This window comes from Rhodothalassium salexigens DSM 2132, from assembly GCF_004341375.1.
Classification (GTDB): domain Bacteria; phylum Pseudomonadota; class Alphaproteobacteria; order Sphingomonadales; family Rhodothalassiaceae; genus Rhodothalassium; species Rhodothalassium salexigens.
In genome coordinates, this window is the sequence record NZ_SLXO01000006.1 from 92,183 (window position 1) to 110,843 (window position 18,661).

Below are 18,661 nucleotides of genomic sequence, written 5' to 3' on the forward strand. Positions count from 1 at the left end.
GCCCCAAAACCCTTGCGTCGGCAGCCTGAAAAGGGCAGAAGACCGCCACCGAGAGGGCTCATGACCGAGCGGATATCACGCTGTTGGACGACCATGCCGTGGCCCCGCATAGCGGCGCGGACCGCCCCGCCCATGGCGCCCCGGCCAACGCCCCCGGCGCACCGGACTTTGAAACAAAATGTCCTTTCCACCTAACATCCTGACGCGTATACAGCGGGCGTTCGCGTACCCCAATGGAGGCTCCCGGCATGCCGCGCATGAAAATCGATGATGTGGACCTGAAGATCCTGTCGACCCTGCAGGATCATGGCCGCATGACCAATGTGGATCTGGCCGAAAAGGTCGGCATCACCGCACCGCCGTGCCTGCGCCGGGTGCGCGGCCTGGAAGAGACCGGCCATATCCGCGGCTATCACGCCGATCTGGACCCCGAACGGCTCGGCTTCGGCATCACCGTGATCGCCATGATCAGCCTGAAGAGCCAGACCGATGTGGACCTCAAGGCGTTCGAAGAGATGACCCACAACTGGCCGCTGGTCCGCGAATGCTATCTGCTCAATGGCGATGTGGACTTCCTGCTCAAGATCGTCGCGCGCGACCTGGGCGAATATCAGCGGTTCCTGACCAACCATCTGACCAGCGCGCCGGGCGTCGGCTCGATCAAGACGGCCCTGATGATCCGCGCCAGCAAATCGGCGCCAGGAGTGCCGGTGGAACTGCTGTCGGCGCCGACCAACGCCGCCGGCGAGCCGACCGGCAACGCCTGACCCACAGACGCGACCGTCGCCAGCACAAAAACGGGGCCCGCCGCCATGGCGAGCCCCTTTTTTTCGGGTCGTCGGGTTTTCGATCCGTCCGGTTTGGCCCCACCGGGGCTGAGTGCCGGACGGTCGGACGGTCGGACGGTCGGACGGTTACTTGAACTCGATCTTCTCGATCTCGTAATACTTCTCGCCCGAGGGGGTTTGCACCTCCACATCGTCGCCGAGGCGACGGCCGATCAGCGCGCGCGCGAGCGGGGCGGTATAGGACAACCGGCCCTGCTTCACGTCGGCCTCTTCCGCGCCGACGATCTGATAGACGACGGCCTTGTCGTCCTCGTCGATCAGCGTCACCGTGGCGCCGAACATCACCTTGTCGCCGCTGAGTTGCGCGGGGTCGATCACCTCGGCCCGGCTGAGCTTGTCTTCAAGCTCGGACAGCCGCGCCTCGATCATGCCCTGGCGTTCCTTGGCGGCATGATACTCGGCATTCTCCGACAGATCGCCATGGGCCCGCGCCTCTTCGATCGCCGCGACGATATTGGGGCGCTCCACCGACTTCAGGTGCTTCACTTCCTGCACCAGGGCATCGTGGCCCGTGGCCAGCATGGGAACCTTTTCCATGGCAGACTCCAAATATCCTTCTAACACCGCGACGGGATTATGCCGCCGCGGCCGGTGGCTGGTTGACCGCAATCTGTAACGGAAGCGGGAGCCGTCCGGGGGGCTCGTGCCCCCGGACATGCAACCCAGCCTCAGGACATAGATACTGGCAAGCCCGGCTTCAAGGCGCAACCGGCGGCAAGACGTTTTGCGATCGGCACCGGGCCGGCGCTCAAGCCGACCCGGTAAGGCTTTAATCGGTCAGATAGAATTCGATGGTCGAGACCACCCGGACCTTTTTCACCGGCTCCAGGCGCTGGTCATAGCTTTCCGCCCCGTCGCGGGCCTGGATCGAGAACAGACCCTGACGCGCCTGGCGGATGCCGCCCACCGTGGCGTTGCTGTCGGCGGCGAACTGTTCAGCGCCGGCGCGCGCCGCGCGGGTCGCCTCGGCGATCATCTCGGGCTTGATCTCATTAAGCCGGGTGAAGGTGAAGAACGGCCCCTGATTGTCGCTCAACACCACGCCCTGGCGCACCAGGGACCCCAAGTCGCCAGACAGCTTCTGCACCAGGTCCACCTGGTCGCCGCGCACGACGATCTGCTGACGGACGATATACCGGTTGCGCGGCGCCTGGCCGGTATTGCCGTATTCGCGCGCTTCCATGTCGGTGACATTGGGCCGCCGGCGTTCGATCGACGCCGGCCGGATGCCCTGATCGGTCAGGAACGCCGCAACCTTGTCCAGATCGGCCTCGACCGACGCCTGCACCGCGGCTAGGTCGTCACCGGCGGCGGTAACGCCCAGCGGCCAGACCGCCAGGTCCGCCTGTACCTCGCGCTCGGCCAGGCCCTTGACGGTCACATAGCGATCCGCCATGCGCGCCTCGACAAAGCCCTTGCCAATAAGGCCGCCGGCCGCCGTCAGCCCCGCCGCCAGCAACATGCCGGCCAGCGCAATTCCCAATCCGTTACCATTTCCCATGGCCGCTACTCTCCTTTGTGCTCCATGCGTCCAGCGGCGCTGTTCATCAGCCGCCAGGCGCACAGCCGATCACGCCCGCACGGCCGGATTATGACGGCAGCCCGACCGCATAGCTTTGCAGCGGTGTAACGCTCAGGATTTCCTCGCGCAAGGCGCGCAGCGCCTGCACCGCCACCCGCGCTTCGGCGAGCGTGGTGTAATAGGGCACCTTCATGGTCAGCGCGGTGCGCCGCAGTTCGTAGGAATCGTCGATCGACTGCTTGCCCTCGGTGGTGTTGAGCATCAGCGCCACATCGCCGTCCTTCATCCGGTCGACGATGTGCGGCCGGCCCTCGGCCACCTTGTTGACCGCCTCCACATCAAGCCCGCGCTCGGCCAGATAGGCGGCGGTGCCGCGGGTCGCCAGAAGCCGGTAGCCCATCGCCGTCAGATCGCGACAGATCGGCACGAAATGGGCCTTGTCCTGCTCCTTGACCGACACGAAGATCAGCCCCTCGCGCGGCAGGTGGGTGCCTGCACCGGTCTGGCTTTTGAGGAACGCCAGGTCGAAGCGCCGGTCGAGGCCCATGACCTCGCCGGTCGACCGCATCTCGGGGCCCAACAGCACGTCGACGCCGGGGAAGCGGGCGAACGGGAACACCGCTTCCTTGACCGCCACATGGTCCATGGGCGGCACCGGGGTCCACAGGTCGGCCAGCTTCTCGCCGGCCATCAGGCGCGAGGCGATCTTGGCCACCGGCCGGCCGATGGCCTTGGCCACGAACGGCACGGTGCGCGAGGCGCGCGGATTGACCTCGATCAGATAGACTTGGCCGTCCTTGACCGCGAACTGCACGTTCATCAGCCCGCGCACGCCGAGCGCCAAGCCGAGCGCCTTGGTCTCGCGCTCGATCTCGTCGCGCACCGCCTGCGGCAGCGAATGGGCCGGCAGCGAACAGCAGCTGTCGCCCGAGTGGATGCCGGCTTCCTCGATATGCTCCATGATGCCGGCGATCGCCACTTCCTCGCCGTCGCCGAGCGCGTCCACGTCCACCTCGATGGCGTCGGACAGATAGCGATCGACCAGCAAGGGCGTGTCGCCCGACACCCGCACCGCCTCGCGGATATAGGTTTCAAGGCCGGCCTGGTCGTGGACGATCTCCATCGCCCGGCCGCCGAGCACATAGGACGGCCGCAGCAACACCGGATAACCGATGCGCTCGGCGATTGAGGCGGCCTCTTCCTCGCTGCGGGCGATGCCGCCGGGCGGCTGTTCCAGGCCCAGTTCGTGCAACAGCGCCTGGAACCGGTCGCGGTCCTCGGCGCGGTCGATGGCGTCGGGGTCGGTGCCGAGCACCGGCACGCCGGCGGCGGCCAGGTCGCGCGCCAGCTTCAACGGCGTCTGGCCGCCGAACTGCAACACCACGCCCATCAACTCGCCGGCCTCGCACTCCTTGTCGATGACCGCGAGCACATCCTCGGCGGTCAACGGCTCGAAATAGAGCCGGTCGGAGGTGTCATAGTCGGTCGACACCGTCTCGGGGTTGCAGTTGATCATGATCGTTTCATAGCCCGCCGCGCTGAGCGCGAAACAGGCGTGGCAGCAGCAATAGTCGAACTCGATGCCCTGCCCGATCCGGTTGGGACCGCCGCCCAGGATCACCACCTTGCGCGCCTCGGTGGGCCGGGCCTCGCATTCGGCCGGCAGCCGCTCGCCCGACACGGTCTCGATGCCGGTCTCATAGCAGCCATAGAGATAGGGCGTGTGGGCGTCGAACTCGGCCGCGCAGGTGTCGATCAGCTTATAGACCGGGCGCACGCCCAGTTGGAGCCGGCGGGCGCGCACGTCGGCGGCACTGTGACCGATGAGCGTGGCCAGCCGGGCATCGGAAAAGCCCAGTTGCTTGAGCCCCAGGAGGCCCGCCGCATCGCTGGGCAGGCCGTGCTCGGCGACCCACGCCTCGGCCGCGACGATGCGCTGAAGCTGGTCCAGGAACCACGGGTCGTAGTGGGTGACGCGCTGGATGGTCGCCAGGTCGACGCCTTCGCGCATCGCTTGGGCCGCCAGCAACAATCGCTCCTGGGTCGGCTTGGTCAGCGCGGCCAGGATCGCGCCCTCGTCCGGGTGGTCGCGGTCATAGCCCGGGATCTCCACGGGGTCGAGGCCGTCGAAGCCCACTTCCAGGCTGCGCAACGCCTTTTGCAGGCTTTCCGGGAACGACCGGCCGATCGCCATGGCCTCGCCGACCGATTTCATCGACGTGTTCAGCGACGGGTCGGTGCCGGCGAACTTCTCGAACGTGAAGCGCGGGATCTTGGTGACCACATAGTCGATGGTCGGCTCGAAGCTGGCCGGCGTGGTCCGGGTGATGTCGTTGACCACCTCGTCGAGGGTGTAGCCGACCGCCAGCTTGGCCGCCACCTTGGCGATCGGAAAGCCGGTGGCCTTCGACGCCAGCGCCGACGAGCGGCTGACCCGCGGGTTCATCTCGATCACCACCAGGCGGCCATCCTTGGGGTTGACCGCGAACTGCACGTTCGAGCCGCCGGTCTCGACGCCGATCTCGCGCAGCACCGCGATCGAGGCGTTGCGCATCACCTGATATTCCTTGTCGGTCAGGGTCAGCGCCGGGGCCACGGTGATGCTGTCGCCGGTGTGGACGCCCATGGGGTCCACATTCTCGATCGAACAGATGATGATGCAATTGTCCGCCCGGTCGCGGACCACCTCCATCTCATATTCCTTCCAGCCGAGCACCGACTCCTCGACCAGCACCTCGTTGACCGGGCTGGCGTCGAGGCCGCGCAGGACGATCTCCTGGAATTCCTCGCGGTTGTAGGCGATGCCGCCGCCGGTGCCGCCGAGCGTGAAGCTCGGCCGGATGATCGCCGGCAGACCGGTGTCGTCGAGCGCGACCATCGCCTCTTCGATGGTGTGGACCACCCGGCTGCGCGGGCTGTCCAGGCCGATGGCGTCCATGGCGCGGCGGAACAACTGCCGGTCCTCGGCCTTCTCGATGGCGGTCTCATTGGCGCCGATCAACCCGACGCCGTATTTTTCCAGCGTACCGTCGCGCGACAGGGCGAGCGCGGTGTTGAGCGCGGTCTGCCCGCCCATGGTCGGCAACAGCGCGTCGGGGCGTTCGGCCTCGATCACCTTGGCGACCATCTCGGGCGTGATCGGCTCCACATAGGTGGCGTCGGCCAGCTCGGGGTCGGTCATGATCGTGGCCGGGTTGGAATTGACCAGGATCACCCGATAGCCTTCCTCGCGCAGCGCCTTGACCGCCTGGGTGCCGGAATAGTCGAACTCGCAAGCCTGACCGATGATGATCGGCCCGGCGCCGATGATCAGGATGCTTTTGATGTCGGTGCGTTTGGGCATGGGGTGCGGGCCTTCACTAGGGGCAGACGGGAACGGACGGCGGCGAGACCAGGGCTCAGCTCTTCACCATCGCCAGGAAGCGGTCGAACAGGGCGAAGCTGTCTTGCGGGCCGGGCGAGGCTTCGGGGTGCTGCTGGACCGACAGGATCTTGCGCCCCTCGGCCTCGATGGCGCAGACCGAGCCGTCGAACAGCGACACCTGGGTGACCTTGACGTCGGCGGGCAGGCTGTCGGGGTCGACCGCGAAGCCATGGTTCATCGACGTGATGTCGACCCGCCCGGTGGCCAGGTCCTTGACCGGATGGTTGGCGCCGCGATGGCCCTGGGCCATCTTCACGGTCTTGCCGCCGAGCGCCAGGCTCAGCAATTGGTGGCCCAGGCAGATGCCATAAAGCGGCATGCCGGTGTGGATCAGCGCCCGGATCGTCGGCACCGCATAGTGGGCGGTCGCCGCCGGGTCGCCCGGACCGTTGGACAGCACCACCCCGTCGGGCTTGAGGGCGGCGATGGCCTCGGCCGTGGTGTCGGCGGGCACCACCGTCACCCGCGCGCCGGCACGCGCCAGGTTGCGCAGGATATTGTGCTTGGTGCCATAGTCGACCACGACGATGTGCGGCCCGCTCTCGGGCGCGGCGGCATAGCCCTTCGCCACGCTCCAGGCGCCCTGCCCCCAGGGACGCGGCTCGCCCGGCGTCGACACCGCCTGCGCCAAGTCCATGCCGGCGAGACCCGGCCACGCCGCCGCCTGCGCCTGCAGGTCGGCCAGGTCGAACGCGCCGTCCGGGTTGTGGGCGATGACGCCGGTGGGCGCCGCGCCGCGCCGCACCGCCCGGGTCAGCGCCCGGGTGTCGACACCCGACAGCCCCACCAGGCCATGACCGCGCGCCCAGGCGTCGAAGTCCTGGGCGGCGCGCCAGTTGCTCGGCCCGGTCACCGGCTCGCGCAGCACGAATCCGCGCGCGGCCGGGCGTTCGGCCTCCATATCCTCAGGGTTGACGCCCACATTGCCGATATGGGGAAAGGTGAAGGTGATGATCTGGCCGGCATAGCTGGGATCGGTCAGGATTTCCTGATAGCCGGTCATGGCGGTGTTGAAGCACACCTCGCCCACCGCCACGCCTTCGGCGCCGCAGCCCTGGCCGCGGAACACGGTGCCGTCGGCCAACACCAGCACAGCGGTGGCCAAGGGCGTGGGGTCGAACGGTTTGGCCAAGCGGGACCGTGGCTCGGGCGTGTCGGCATGAGGCATGGACTGGTTTTCCTTAGTAATCCGCCGGCAGTCGGTTGCAAACCGCCGGCCGTACCGCCATATGTCGGGGCCGGCGGCTAAATTGGCCGGACCCTATGCCCCGCGCCGGGCCCGGTCAAGCGCCTTAGTAAAATAATTTTTCTCTTATTAATCAATGAGTTAACAGATACGTTTCGAATTGCCTCCAATCCGCCTCCGGGTGTAGATACGAAGCTTCCCTGTTTTCTGTCCGTATGAGGCCATGCCATGCTGCGCGAGCAGTTGAAGCACGAACTGAAAGACGCCATGCGGGCGCGCGACACCACCAAGGCCGATACGGTGCGCCTGATCCTGGCTGCCGTGAAGGACCAGGACATCGCCAATCGCCTGGACGACAAGACCGAGCAGGACGACGACACGCAGATCCGCCAGATCCTGGCCAAGATGATCAAGCAGCGTCAGGAGTCGATTCGCGCCTATGAAGACGCCGGCCGCTGCGAACTGGCCGAGCGTGAGCGCGACGAAATCGGCGTGATCGAACGCTTTCTGCCCAAGCAGTTGAACGACCGGGAAATCAAATCGGCCTGCCAAGAGGTGGTCGACGAGGTCGGCGCGCAGGGCCTGCGCGACATCGGTCGCTGCATGGGCACGCTCAAGGCGCGCTATGCGGGACAGATGGATTTCGCCAAGGCGTCGGCCAAGGTGAAGGAAATCCTCGCCCCCTGATCGCCCCCCTGATCGGCGCCCCTGACCGGCGCCGGCGGGCGGCCGCAGCCCCAGCCGGCCGCAACCAAAGCCGATCAGCCCGAACCGGCACCCGACCGGCCGCGACCAACTCCGGGCGCCCCCGACCGGTGACCGCTTGGCCCGGGCGGCGCACCTTAGCGCCGCGACCGAAGCCGGCACAGCGCCGCCGCCAAGGCCAGCGAGGCGCGGCCCTTGGTGCGCAGCGGCGTTCGGCCTATGCTCATCCACTGCGGCGCGACCGCCGCATCCGCCCCATGGCGCGGGCGGGGCACGGCCGCGCCGGTCCAGGACCCAAGGCCCATGCGTTTTCCGCCCCGCTTCCTCGACGAGATCCGCGAGCGCGTGCCGCTGGCCGATGTGATCGGCCGGTCGGTCAAACTGGTGCGCGCCGGGCGCGAGTACAAGGGCCTGTGCCCGTTCCACAACGAGAAGACGCCGTCGTTCCACGTCATCCCCGAGAAGGGCTTCTATCACTGCTTCGGCTGCGGCGCGTCGGGCGACGTGATCACCTTCCTGACCGACCATGAGGGCCTGAGCTTCCCCGAAGCGGTCGAGCGGCTGGCCGCCGAAGCGGGGCTCGACCTGCCCAAGCCCGACCCCGAGACCGAACGGCGCGAGGCCCGCGCCGCCTCGCTCCACGACGTGATGGAGACGGCGGCGCGCTGGTATCAGGCGCAATTGACCGGCCCCGGCGGGCGCGAGGCGCGCGCCTATCTCGACCGGCGCGGCGTCTCGGCGGCAAGCGTCGAGGGCTTCCGCCTGGGTGTCGCGCCGGCGCAGCGCACCGCGCTCAAGGAGGCGCTCAGCGCGCGCGGGGTCAGCGAGGGGCAGATGGTCGAGGCCGGGCTGCTGATCCGCCCCGAAGACGGCGGCGCCGGCTACGACCGGTTCCGCAACCGGCTGATGTTCCCGATCGCCGACGGCCGCGGCCGGGTGATCGCGTTCGGCGGCCGGGCGCTCGACGGCCACGCCAAGGCCAAGTACCTCAATTCGCCCGAGACGCCGCTGTTCCATAAGGGCCACGCGCTCTACAATCTGGACAAGGCACGCCGCGCCGCCCATGACGCGCGCGAGATCGTCGTCGTCGAAGGCTATATGGACGTGATCGCGCTCGCCGACGCCGGCATCGCCCAGGCGGTCGCACCGCTTGGCACCGCGCTGACGCCCGAGCAATTGACCCTTTTGTGGCGGCTGGTGCCCGAACCCGTCTTGTGCTTCGACGGCGACAGTGCCGGCCTGCGCGCCGCCCACCGGGCGATCGAGCGCGCATTGCCGGTGCTGAAGCCCGGCGCCAGCCTGTCGTTTGCGCTGCTGCCCGAGGGCCAGGACCCCGACGACCTGGTGCGCCGCAGCGGGCCCGAGGCCATGCGCCGCCTGCTCGACCGGGCGACGCCGCTGGTGGATCTGTTGTGGCGCTTCGAGACCGCCGAGGCGCGCCTCGACACGCCCGAACGCCGCGCCGGCGCCGAACGCCAGCTGTTCGCCAAGCTCGCCGAGATCGAAGACGAGAAGGTCCGGCACTTTTATCATAAGGAAATCGGCGCCCGGTTCCGCCGCCTGTTCCGTGACCTGCAATGGCGCCAGCGCGGCGCCGGCGGGCGCGGCGGCGGCCGAGACAATGGCCGCGCCGGCGGCTGGCGGAGCGGGACCGGCGGCGCGCCCGGCCACCGCGCCCTGGCGCTGCCCGAGGCCGACCGGGCGGCGCAGATGGTGCTGTTGACCCTGCTCAACCACCCCGCCCTGCTGGCCCATCATGACGAACAGGTGGCCGCCCTGCGCTTCGCCGATGCCGAGCTCAACGGGCTCAAGAACGCGGTGCTCGACGCCTGGACACGCCTGCCGCATCTTGATCGCACGCACCTGCGCGCCCATCTGTCGTCAGACGGTTGGGCGGAGACCGTGGCGCGCCTCGATGATGCGCCCGCGCTCGCTCCCGTCTGGCAGGCCCGGCCCGACGCCGCCCTGGCGGATGCTGAGTTGGGCCTGACCCATGCGATGACCCTGGTGCGGTCGGCCGCGCTGCGCGCAGAACTGGATGCGCTCAGCCGGACGCCGCTGGATGATCTGACCTCGACCGACATGGAGCGCATGCGCATTTTGCAAACTGAATTGGCGAGCTTGAGCGAGTCTCCGCCAGAGTTGCGCAGTTTCGGGGTCGCATCGGGTCGCGAATCAAGTTAGTTAACGCGAATTATGCGAGTCGGCTTTACAAGTCGACCGGTTGGTTCCTCATCCCATGAGAGATCGGCAACCCATGGCCACCCCTACCCCGGATACCGACGCGCCCGAAGCCCGCGACGAGGCCGACGCCCCCATCGGCGGCGGCACCGAAGCCGCGGTCAAGAAGATGATCGCCAAGGCGAAGGAGCGCGGCTACATCTCCTATGACGAGTTGAACCGGACGCTGCCCACCGACGAGATGTCCTCGGAGAAGATCGAGGACGTGATGACCATGCTGTCGGAAATGGGCATCAATGTGGTCGACAGCGACGACCCCGAAGAGGCCGAGGACAAGGACGCCAAGCCCCCGGCAAAGGCCGCCCGTGCCAAGCCCGAACCGGCCGCCGCAGAGGCGGATGAGGACGAGGAGGACGAGCCGGAAGAGGCTGAAGAGGCCGACGAGTTCAAGACCACCGGCAAGGCCGGCGAAGGCGAGCGCACCGACGACCCGGTGCGCATGTATCTGCGCGAGATGGGCTCGGTCGAGTTGCTGAGCCGTGAGGGCGAAATCGCCATCGCCAAGCGCATCGAGGCCGGCCGCGAGACCATGATCGAGGGGCTGTGCGAAAGCCCGCTCACCTTCCAGGCGATCGTGTTCTGGCACGACGAATTGATGGAAGGGCGCATGTTGCTGCGCGACGTGATCGACCTGGACGCCACCATGGGCGGCGGCCCGGCGGGCGCCTCCGAGGACGGCCAGGCCGACGCGGCCGGTGCCGACGGCGCGCCGGGAGCGGCCGGCGACGACGCCGGCAAAGCTGGCGGCGCAGCGGCGGGCGAACCAGCGGGCGACGCGAAAGCCGATGCCAAGCCGGCCGACGACAAGGCCACCGGCGAGGCCAGCGGCGAGACCGCGGGCGACGAGGACAGCGACGGCGACGAGGACGACGAGGATTACGAAGCCGCCATGTCGCTGGCCGCGATGGAAGAGCATCTGACGCCTGAGACGCTGGAAAAGTTCGAGACCATCGCGTCGACCTACAAGAAGCTGGCCCGGCTTCAGGACCAGCGGCTCGACGCCGCCAAGCGCGGCGAGGGCCTGACCCCGCACCAGGAGAAGCGCTATCGCAAGCTGCGCGGCGACCTGGTGGCGCTGGTGCGCTCGGTGCGCTTTAACAATGCCCGCATCGAGGAACTGGTCGACCGGCTCTACGGCCTCAACAAGCGCCTGCTCAATCTGGGCGGGCGGTTGCTGCGGCTCGCCGAAGGCTATCGGATCAAGCGCAAGGACTTCCTCGACCACTATATGGGCAACGAGCTTGAAGACGGCTGGGTCGAGCGGGTCGCCGGCATCGACAAGAAGTGGGCCAAGTTCGTCGACCATGAGACCGCGGCGATCGGCAATATCCGCACCCAGGTGGCCGAGATCACCAGCGAGACCGGCCTGCAGGTGGGCGAATTCCGGCGCATCGTGCACACGGTGCAGAAGGGCGAGAAAGAGGCCCGGATCGCCAAGAAGGAGATGGTCGAGGCCAATCTGCGCCTGGTGATCTCGATCGCCAAGAAATACACCAATCGCGGCCTGCAATTCCTGGACCTGATCCAGGAGGGCAATATCGGCCTGATGAAGGCGGTGGACAAGTTCGAGTACCGGCGCGGCTACAAGTTCTCCACCTACGCCACCTGGTGGATTCGCCAGGCGATCACCCGCTCAATCGCCGACCAGGCGCGCACCATCCGTATCCCCGTGCACATGATCGAAACGATCAACAAGCTGGTGCGCACGTCGCGTCAGATGCTGCACGAGATCGGCCGCGAGCCGACGCCTGAAGAACTGGCCGAACGGCTGTCCATGCCGCTGGACAAGGTGCGCAAGGTGATGAAGATCGCCAAGGAGCCGATCAGCCTGGAAACCCCCATCGGCGACGAGGAAGACAGCCATCTCGGCGACTTCATCGAGGACAAGAACGCGGTCCTGCCGGTGGACGCGGCGATCCAGTCGAACCTGCGCGAGACCACGACGCGGGTGCTCGCCTCGCTGACGCCGCGCGAAGAGCGGGTGCTGCGCATGCGCTTCGGCATCGGCATGAACACCGACCACACGCTCGAAGAAGTGGGCCAGCAATTCTCGGTGACCCGCGAGCGGATCCGCCAGATCGAGGCCAAGGCGCTGCGCAAGCTCAAGCACCCGAGCCGCAGCCGCAAGTTGCGCAGCTTCCTCGACACCTGATCGGCAGCGGACCGACACTGGGCAGGGCGCGCCGGCGGCCCAAGCGACCGCCACCCGCCCTGCCCCGCACCGCCTTGTGTCTGTCGGCATTGGGGCGGGCCGATGCGGCAGCGGTGTTTACGTCGGGCCTTGGGCGGTGGTTCTCCGCTACGGCGCGTCGGATGCGGCCGGCACCCGATCCGGGGCAGCCGGCCGGTGGGCGGCGATCCAGTGCGCCACGTCACGCGCCGCCGCCGGGCTCAGCCGCAGGCCAAGCTTGGTGCGCCGCCACAGGAAATCGTCGGCCGAGCGAACCCATTCCCACGCCACCGCATAGGCCAGTTCGGCCTCGTAGAGCCCGGTGCCGAAATGCCGGCCCAAGTCCGCCATGGCCGCCGCGCCGGCCACGATGCGGTCGGCCCGGCTGCCATAGGCGCGTGCCAACCGCCGGGCGAGCGCCGGGTCGAGCCACGGATGCCGGGCCGCGAACGCCGCCGCCCAACGCTCGAAATCGGTGCCCAGGTCGCCGCCCGGCAGACAGGCGGCATGGGTCCAGCGCCCGCCGGGGATCGCCATCGCCGTAGCCAGCCGGTCGAGCGCGGTCTCGGCCAGATGGCGATAGCCGGTCAGCTTGCCGCCATAGACGGTGAGCAGCGGCGGCGCACCGGCGGGCGCCTCCAGATCGAGCGCATAATCGCGGCTGGCCGACGCCGCCGTCCCCGCCGTCTCGGCCGCCTCGGCATAGAGCGGCCGGACCCCGGCATAGGACCAGACCACCTGATCGGGCGTCACCGGCTGGCGGAAATAGCCGCTGACGGCGGCGCACAGATAGCCGATCTCGGCCGCGCTGGCCTGCGGGGTGCCCATGTCGGCGCCCACATCCTGGTCGGTGGTGCCGATCAGGGTGAACTCGCCCTCATAGGGGATCGCGAACACCACCCGACCGTCGTCGTTCTGGAACAGATAGGCGCTGTCATGGTCGAACAGCCGGCGGGTGACGATGTGGCTGCCCTTGACCAGACGCAGCGGCGCGGCGCCGGGGCGCCCCAGCACGCGCTCCAGCACCTGCCCGGCCCAGGGCCCGGCGGCATTGACCAGCGCGCGCGCCCGCACCATCGGCCCGGCAGCCCCCCGATCCGAGACCCCGGCGCCCACGCGCCCGCCCGGCTCGCCGCGCGCGGCGCCCCCCACGCCCTCCGACGCCACGTCTGTGACCCAAAGCCGCCAAAGCCGCCCGTCGCGCACGGCGGCGGTGCAGCGGGTGCGCGGCGCGATGGTGGCGCCACGGTCGGCGGCGTCGCGCGCGGTCAACACCGCCAGGCGGTTGTCCTCGGCCCAGCCGTCCCAATAGGCGAAGGCGCGACCCAGCCCGGCCTTGAGCGGCCCGCCGGCGGCGTCGCGGCGCAGGTCGAGCGCCCGCGCCCCCGGCAACGAGCGCCGACCGCCCAGCCGGTCATAGAGAAACAGCCCCAATCGGATCATCCAGGCCGGCCGCTGGCCGCGCCCCTGGGGCAGCACGAAGCGCAACGGCCAAACGATGTGCGGCGCGGTGGCCAGCAGGATGTCGCGCTCGCGCAAGGACGCGCGCACCAGCTTGAAGGCGTACTGTTCCAGATAGCGCAGCCCGCCATGGGCGAGCTTGGTGCTGGCCGACGAGGTGGCACCGCCCAGATCGCCGGCCTCGCACAGATAGACCGACAAACCCCGCCCGGCCGCGTCGCGCGCGATGCCGACGCCGTTGATGCCGCCGCCGATGATCGCCAGGTCATAAACCGGTGGGTCACAAACCGATCGAGCCTCGCCGCCCCCCTCGCAGGCTGCCTGACCAATTGCCTGGTAAGCGCGGCCCGGATTTGCGCCGGAGGGCCGGTCGGTGCCGCGCTGGGAGTGAATACGCGTATCCGCCATCGCCTTGTCGCCGCCGGGCATGCGCCAGCCTCGCGCCCTCGATAGGTACAGTCTGCGGTCTTTACTCGCATATATGGTATCATCAGTGCCAAAACGGACGAAAAAGAAAAGAAATCGCCGGGCGACATGGTCCCCTTGGCCGGTACGCTCGGCGCGGCCCGACAGGCGGATGACCAGCCCGGACCGCGAAGACGGTCTCGCCCATGGCCGTCGGCGCCCGGCGAACGCTGGGTGGGTGTAAAGCTGTGCGGATTTTCATTTGCTCCGTTTTCGACCGCGCTTAAGGTGCGGTCGCAGGGGCCGCCACCATGCGAGGGAACGCACGGCCATGACCACGCCCGACCATTGGGGCCACCCCGCCCCGGGGCCAACCCCGGCAGGCTTGGGCCGCAACCGGCCGACCGACGCCGGCACCAAGGCGCCGGCCGGCTCCCTGGACGCGCGCGCGACCCCGGGGCGCGACTGGTGGCAGGGCGCGGTGATCTACCATGTCTATCCGCGCAGCTTTCTGGACACCAATGGCGACGGCATCGGCGATCTGGCCGGCATCATCGGGCGGCTCGACTATATCGCCGCGCTCGGCGTCGACGGCTTATGGGTGTCGCCGTTCTTCCGCTCGCCGATGCGCGATTTCGGCTATGACGTGTCGGACTATCGCGACGTGGACCCGATGTTCGGCACGCTCGAAGACGCCGACGCGCTGATCGAGGCCACCCACGCCCGCGGGCTCAAGCTGATCATCGATCTGGTGTTGTCGCACACCTCCGACCGCCACGCCTGGTTTCAGGAAAGCCGCGCCAGCCGCACCAACGCCAAGGCCGACTGGTATGTCTGGGCCGATCCGCGCGCCGACGGTTCGCCGCCCAACAACTGGCAGTCCTTCTTCGGCGGCCCGGCCTGGACCTGGGGCACCCGGCGCCACCAATACTATCTGCACAATTTCCTGCCCGAACAGCCGGACCTGAACCTGCACAGCCCGGAGGTGCAGAAAGAGCTGCTCGACGTGGCGCGCTTCTGGCTCGAACGCGGGGTCGACGGGTTCCGCCTCGACGTGGCGAATTTCTACTTCCACGACCCGCTGCTGCGCGACAACCCCGCCGCCCCCGACGTGCCGGCGGACACCCGGCCCTATTATCGCCAGCGCCATGTCTACGACAAATCGCGCCCCGAAAATCTGGCGTTTCTCGAACGGCTGCGGGCGTTGCTCGACGCCTATGACGGGCGCATGGCGGTGGCCGAAATCGAGGACGACGACCCGCTCGCCCGCACCGCTGAATACACCCAAGGACACACGCGCCTGCACACCGCCTACAACTTCGTCTATCTGGGCCATGGCGGCGCGCTCGACGGGCGCACGCTCACCCAGCCGCTCAAGGACTGGGGGCAGCACGGGGCCGCTTCCTGGCCCAGTTGGGCGTTTTCCAACCATGACGTGCCCCGGGTCGCCAGCCGCTTCGGCGGCGACCCGGACCAGGCGGCCCTGCCCAGGCTCTATCTGGCGATCCTGTTGACCCTGCAAGGCACGGTGTTTCTCTATCAGGGCGAGGAGTTGGGCCTGGCCCAGGCGGATGTGCCCTATGAGCGGCTTCAGGACCCCGAGGCGATCAAGTCGTGGCCGCAAACACTGGGCCGCGACGGCGCGCGCACGCCCATGCCCTGGTCGGCCGACGCCCCCCATGCGGGCTTTTCCGACGCCGAGCCCTGGCTGCCGGTCGCCCCCCAACACCGCGCCCTGGCGGTCGACCGGCAGGAGGCCGACGCCGTCTCGACGCTGCACGTCACCCGCGCCTTGCTGCGCTTGCGCCGCGCCCACCCGGCCCTGGTGCGCGGCCGGCTCCACCTGCTCGACCTGGCCGACCCGGTGGTCGGGTTCGTGCGGTGCCTGGATGCCGAGGCCGGCCCAGCCCCCGACGCCACCGAGGACCATGACCCGCGCCCGGTGCTCGCCGCCTTCAACCTGTCCGACCGGCCGCAAACCTTCCGCCACCCGGCGTTCGCCGGCGCGACACCGTTGGCTGGCCCGCTGACTGGCCAGATCGACGGCGACACCGTGACCCTGCCGCCCTGGGGCGGGCTCTGGGCGATCCGTCCGCACTGACCGACGCCCGGCGCGGTCGCGCCCCCGCCTCCGGCACGCCTCGTCCATTGATCGAACACCCGTTCGATTTAGACAAATGCTATCTGCGCACGCCGCCCCGAAATCCACCAACAAGGCGCCGATGGCGGGGTTAAGCGCCAAAGCGTCGACGCCCCCGCAAAACCTTTGCGCCCGTTCGTTCTCTGTGTGAACATCGCCCGCTTGACCGACGGACTGCTCGACCATGACGCGTCTTCCGCCCCCCTGCCTCGCCACCCGTCCCGCCGCGCGCCCCGTGCCTCCGACGGCCGCCCCTGCCGCCGGCCGGGCGGCCCGCAGTGCATGGGCGCGGCGCCGATGCCGACACGGGCGCCACACGCATGGCGCGAGCGATCCGCCCCGCCCCCCGCGCGTTGAACACACCAGGTAAGAGCTGCGATGAAACCGTCCTTGGCCCCCCGTTCCCCCGGCGAGATCAGCGACCGGGATTATGTCAATTCCCTCGCCCGCGGGCTTGAGGTGATATGCGCCTTCACCCGCACCAGGCCGCGCATGACCTTGAGCGAAATCGCCCGCGCCACCGGCATGACCCGGGCGACCGTGCGGCGCTTTCTGCTGACCCTGGTGCGCGAGGGCTATGCCGAGACCGACGGCAAGTATTTCTCGTTGCGCCCGAAGGTGTTGGAACTGGGCTATTCGGCGCTGTCGTCCATAAGCTTCCTCGATGTGGCGCAACCGATCCTGACCCGGCTGGCCGAGACGTTGCGCGAGTCCTGCTTTCTGGCGGTTCTGAGCGGCCACGATCTGTTCTATGTGGCGCGCGCCAACGCCGACCGGCTGGTCAATGTGGGCATCTCGGTGGGCACCCGGGTGCCCGCCTACAGCGTCTCCACCGGCCGGATGCTGCTGGCCGCCCTGCCCGAGGACGCCTTGCACGCCTATCTCGACCAGGTGACCCTGACCAAGCTGACACCCAACACCGTCACCTCCAAGGTCAAGCTGCGCAGCCTGGTCGAAGACGCCCGGCGTCAGGACTATTGCATCGTCGACCAGGAGATGGAGGAGGGGCTGGCGGCGATCTCGGTGCCGGTGCGCGACGGCCAGGGCACGGTGATCGCCGCGCTCAACGTCTGCTGCCCGGCGACACGGATCACGCCGGCGGATATGGGCGGACGCATCCTGACCGAGTTACGCACCGCCTCGCAAAGGATCACCGCCGCCCTGCAGCACTGAGCGCCACAAGCCTGACGCGACACCGGCGCCCGGCCCTGACACCCCACCAGCGAGCAAATCCGACGAGACCCGCCCACCGCTCGAAACCGTCCGGCCCTGACACCGCATCGGGCACGGGACCGGCGCGACATGCCCGACCAGCCAAACTTCCCCAGCGGAGGGAAACAAGAAGCATTAACCATCAACGCTCGGGACCGAGGGTCTTTTCACAGATTTGAGTGGCGCACCAAGCTCTACTCATCAATAATTCCAACAAGGATCATTCGTGTTGGTTCCTGCGCACGATCGCGAACGCAATTGACCCGAACAAAAGTCTGTTCATTTTTCATCTCCTGAACAATCCTGTCCGTTAAATTTCCCTTTAAATCCGCCGGAACACTAAAGGTAATAAGGTCCCGAGAATCAGCCAAACGCAACTTTCCCCACCCTGTCTCTTTATTGTATTGAACAATATCCACACGGATAGATGTAATTTGATCATCGACTTTTGAGACGATGACGTCCTCTGCCATTTCTCGGTCTAAATAGAGAAAGCGTTGAGCTTTCCCGTCGCGCGATTCATCGAAAATCTCAACAGTATACGCCGATACACGAAGTACTGTTGCCATTTCCGCGACAAGTGGCGCCGCCATTGCCAAGAGCTTCTCTTGCTGCGCACCATCTATGCGTTTCATTTGATCCTCAACGGGCTCAAGCATCTTTTCCCGCTCAAGCTCCGCGATGCGACGCTCAAGGACTTTTTTGCTATAATCATTAGAATCTTTTAGATCTTGGCGTTGCTGATCAACTATTTCAAGAGCTTTTTTTAAGGACTCGCTATCACTTTCTTTGATGCGCCCTAATTCCTCAACCACCTGCGCATGACGGTCCAGCACGTCACGAACTTGAGAATCGCTCGACTTTCCAAGAATGCGCTCGAATACATAGGACATAAGGTACCCCACTGGGACATTAACGAAAGCCTCAGCGGCCACCACAGCAAGCGGGACCAATATTGTAATATCGAAAGAACCATTCTGATGCGTAGCCAAAAGGGCATTCGTATTTGTTTTCGCAGTAATTTTTTTGTTAAAACGCCCATAATTCTGGAACTGCATCAACTTCACTATTAACCTTGCAGCAGCGTACTGAAATCTTGCCGCCTCATAAAAATTTAATTGATGCTCTGCTGCAAGAGCTCCCTCAAAATGAAACCTGATCTTTTCCAAAACAGCCCCCAATTACGCCAAAATCACTTCAAAAAACTGTTCTATCTGATGAACTTTTTGTCAACCTCAGAATGGCCTCACCGAACCAATGCCCAATGCCTTCACCATCACTCCAATGTGTTTTGCCAAAAAGCCAATACCGAGCCTCCATCTTAACATTTATTCTGCATTATTTTTA

General features: G+C 66.9%; 12 protein-coding genes. 6 read left to right on the plus strand and 6 right to left on the minus strand.

The genetic code is table 11. The annotated features are described in order from the left end of the window. Positions 1–248: 248 nt before the first annotated feature. Positions 249–767 (plus strand): Lrp/AsnC family transcriptional regulator, encoded by a 519-nt coding sequence (locus tag EV659_RS09165; protein WP_132708578.1) that lies wholly within the window; start codon positions 249–251, stop codon positions 765–767. A gap of 147 nt (positions 768–914) precedes the next feature. Here the strand turns inward: EV659_RS09165 and greA are convergent, their stop codons facing one another. The 4 genes from greA to carA all read right to left on the minus strand — a co-directional run bounded on the left by greA (position 915) and on the right by carA (position 6,962). Then, entirely contained in the window at positions 915–1,385 is a 471-nt protein-coding gene (gene greA / locus EV659_RS09170; protein WP_132708579.1) for a transcription elongation factor GreA, read from the minus strand. Positions 1,386–1,617: 232 nt separating this feature from the next. Then, complete coding sequence (locus tag EV659_RS09175) at positions 1,618–2,349, minus strand: SIMPL domain-containing protein (RefSeq protein WP_132708580.1); 732 nt, start codon at positions 2,347–2,349, stop codon at positions 1,618–1,620. Positions 2,350–2,437: 88 nt separating this feature from the next. Next, entirely contained in the window at positions 2,438–5,713 is a 3,276-nt protein-coding gene (gene carB / locus EV659_RS09180; RefSeq protein ID WP_132708581.1) for a carbamoyl-phosphate synthase large subunit, read from the minus strand. 55 nt (positions 5,714–5,768) lie between these two features. Then, entirely contained in the window at positions 5,769–6,962 is a 1,194-nt protein-coding gene (carA, locus tag EV659_RS09185) for a glutamine-hydrolyzing carbamoyl-phosphate synthase small subunit (RefSeq protein WP_132708582.1), read from the minus strand. Between the two features lie 246 nt (positions 6,963–7,208). Here carA and EV659_RS09190 point away from each other — a divergent pair, with 246 nt between their 5' ends. The 3 genes from EV659_RS09190 to rpoD all read left to right on the plus strand — a co-directional run bounded on the left by EV659_RS09190 (position 7,209) and on the right by rpoD (position 12,078). After that, positions 7,209–7,667 (plus strand): GatB/YqeY domain-containing protein, encoded by a 459-nt coding sequence (locus tag EV659_RS09190; RefSeq protein WP_132708583.1) that lies wholly within the window; start codon positions 7,209–7,211, stop codon positions 7,665–7,667. A gap of 321 nt (positions 7,668–7,988) precedes the next feature. Then, positions 7,989–9,869 carry a DNA primase gene (dnaG, locus tag EV659_RS09195; protein ID WP_132708584.1) on the plus strand — a complete coding sequence of 627 codons (1,881 nt, stop codon included), beginning with the start codon at positions 7,989–7,991 and terminating at the stop codon, positions 9,867–9,869. A 73-nt stretch (positions 9,870–9,942) separates the two neighbouring features. Beyond that, complete coding sequence (rpoD, locus tag EV659_RS09200; protein ID WP_132708585.1) at positions 9,943–12,078, plus strand: RNA polymerase sigma factor RpoD; 2,136 nt, start codon at positions 9,943–9,945, stop codon at positions 12,076–12,078. Between the two features lie 147 nt (positions 12,079–12,225). Here rpoD and glpD read toward each other — a convergent pair whose 3' ends face one another. Next, positions 12,226–13,965, minus strand: a complete 1,740-nt coding sequence (gene glpD, locus EV659_RS09205; protein WP_132708586.1) for a glycerol-3-phosphate dehydrogenase — start codon at positions 13,963–13,965, stop codon at positions 12,226–12,228. 328 nt (positions 13,966–14,293) lie between these two features. Here glpD and EV659_RS09210 point away from each other — a divergent pair, with 328 nt between their 5' ends. Continuing rightward, positions 14,294–16,063 (plus strand): alpha-glucosidase, encoded by a 1,770-nt coding sequence (locus EV659_RS09210; protein ID WP_132708587.1) that lies wholly within the window; start codon positions 14,294–14,296, stop codon positions 16,061–16,063. Between the two features lie 417 nt (positions 16,064–16,480). Continuing rightward, positions 16,481–17,275, plus strand: coding sequence for an IclR family transcriptional regulator domain-containing protein (locus EV659_RS09215; protein ID WP_132708588.1), 795 nt, complete (start codon positions 16,481–16,483; stop codon positions 17,273–17,275). A 233-nt stretch (positions 17,276–17,508) separates the two neighbouring features. Here the strand turns inward: EV659_RS09215 and EV659_RS09220 are convergent, their stop codons facing one another. Next, complete coding sequence (locus tag EV659_RS09220; RefSeq protein ID WP_132708589.1) at positions 17,509–18,483, minus strand: DUF7946 domain-containing protein; 975 nt, start codon at positions 18,481–18,483, stop codon at positions 17,509–17,511. Between the last annotated feature and the right edge of the window lie 178 nt (positions 18,484–18,661).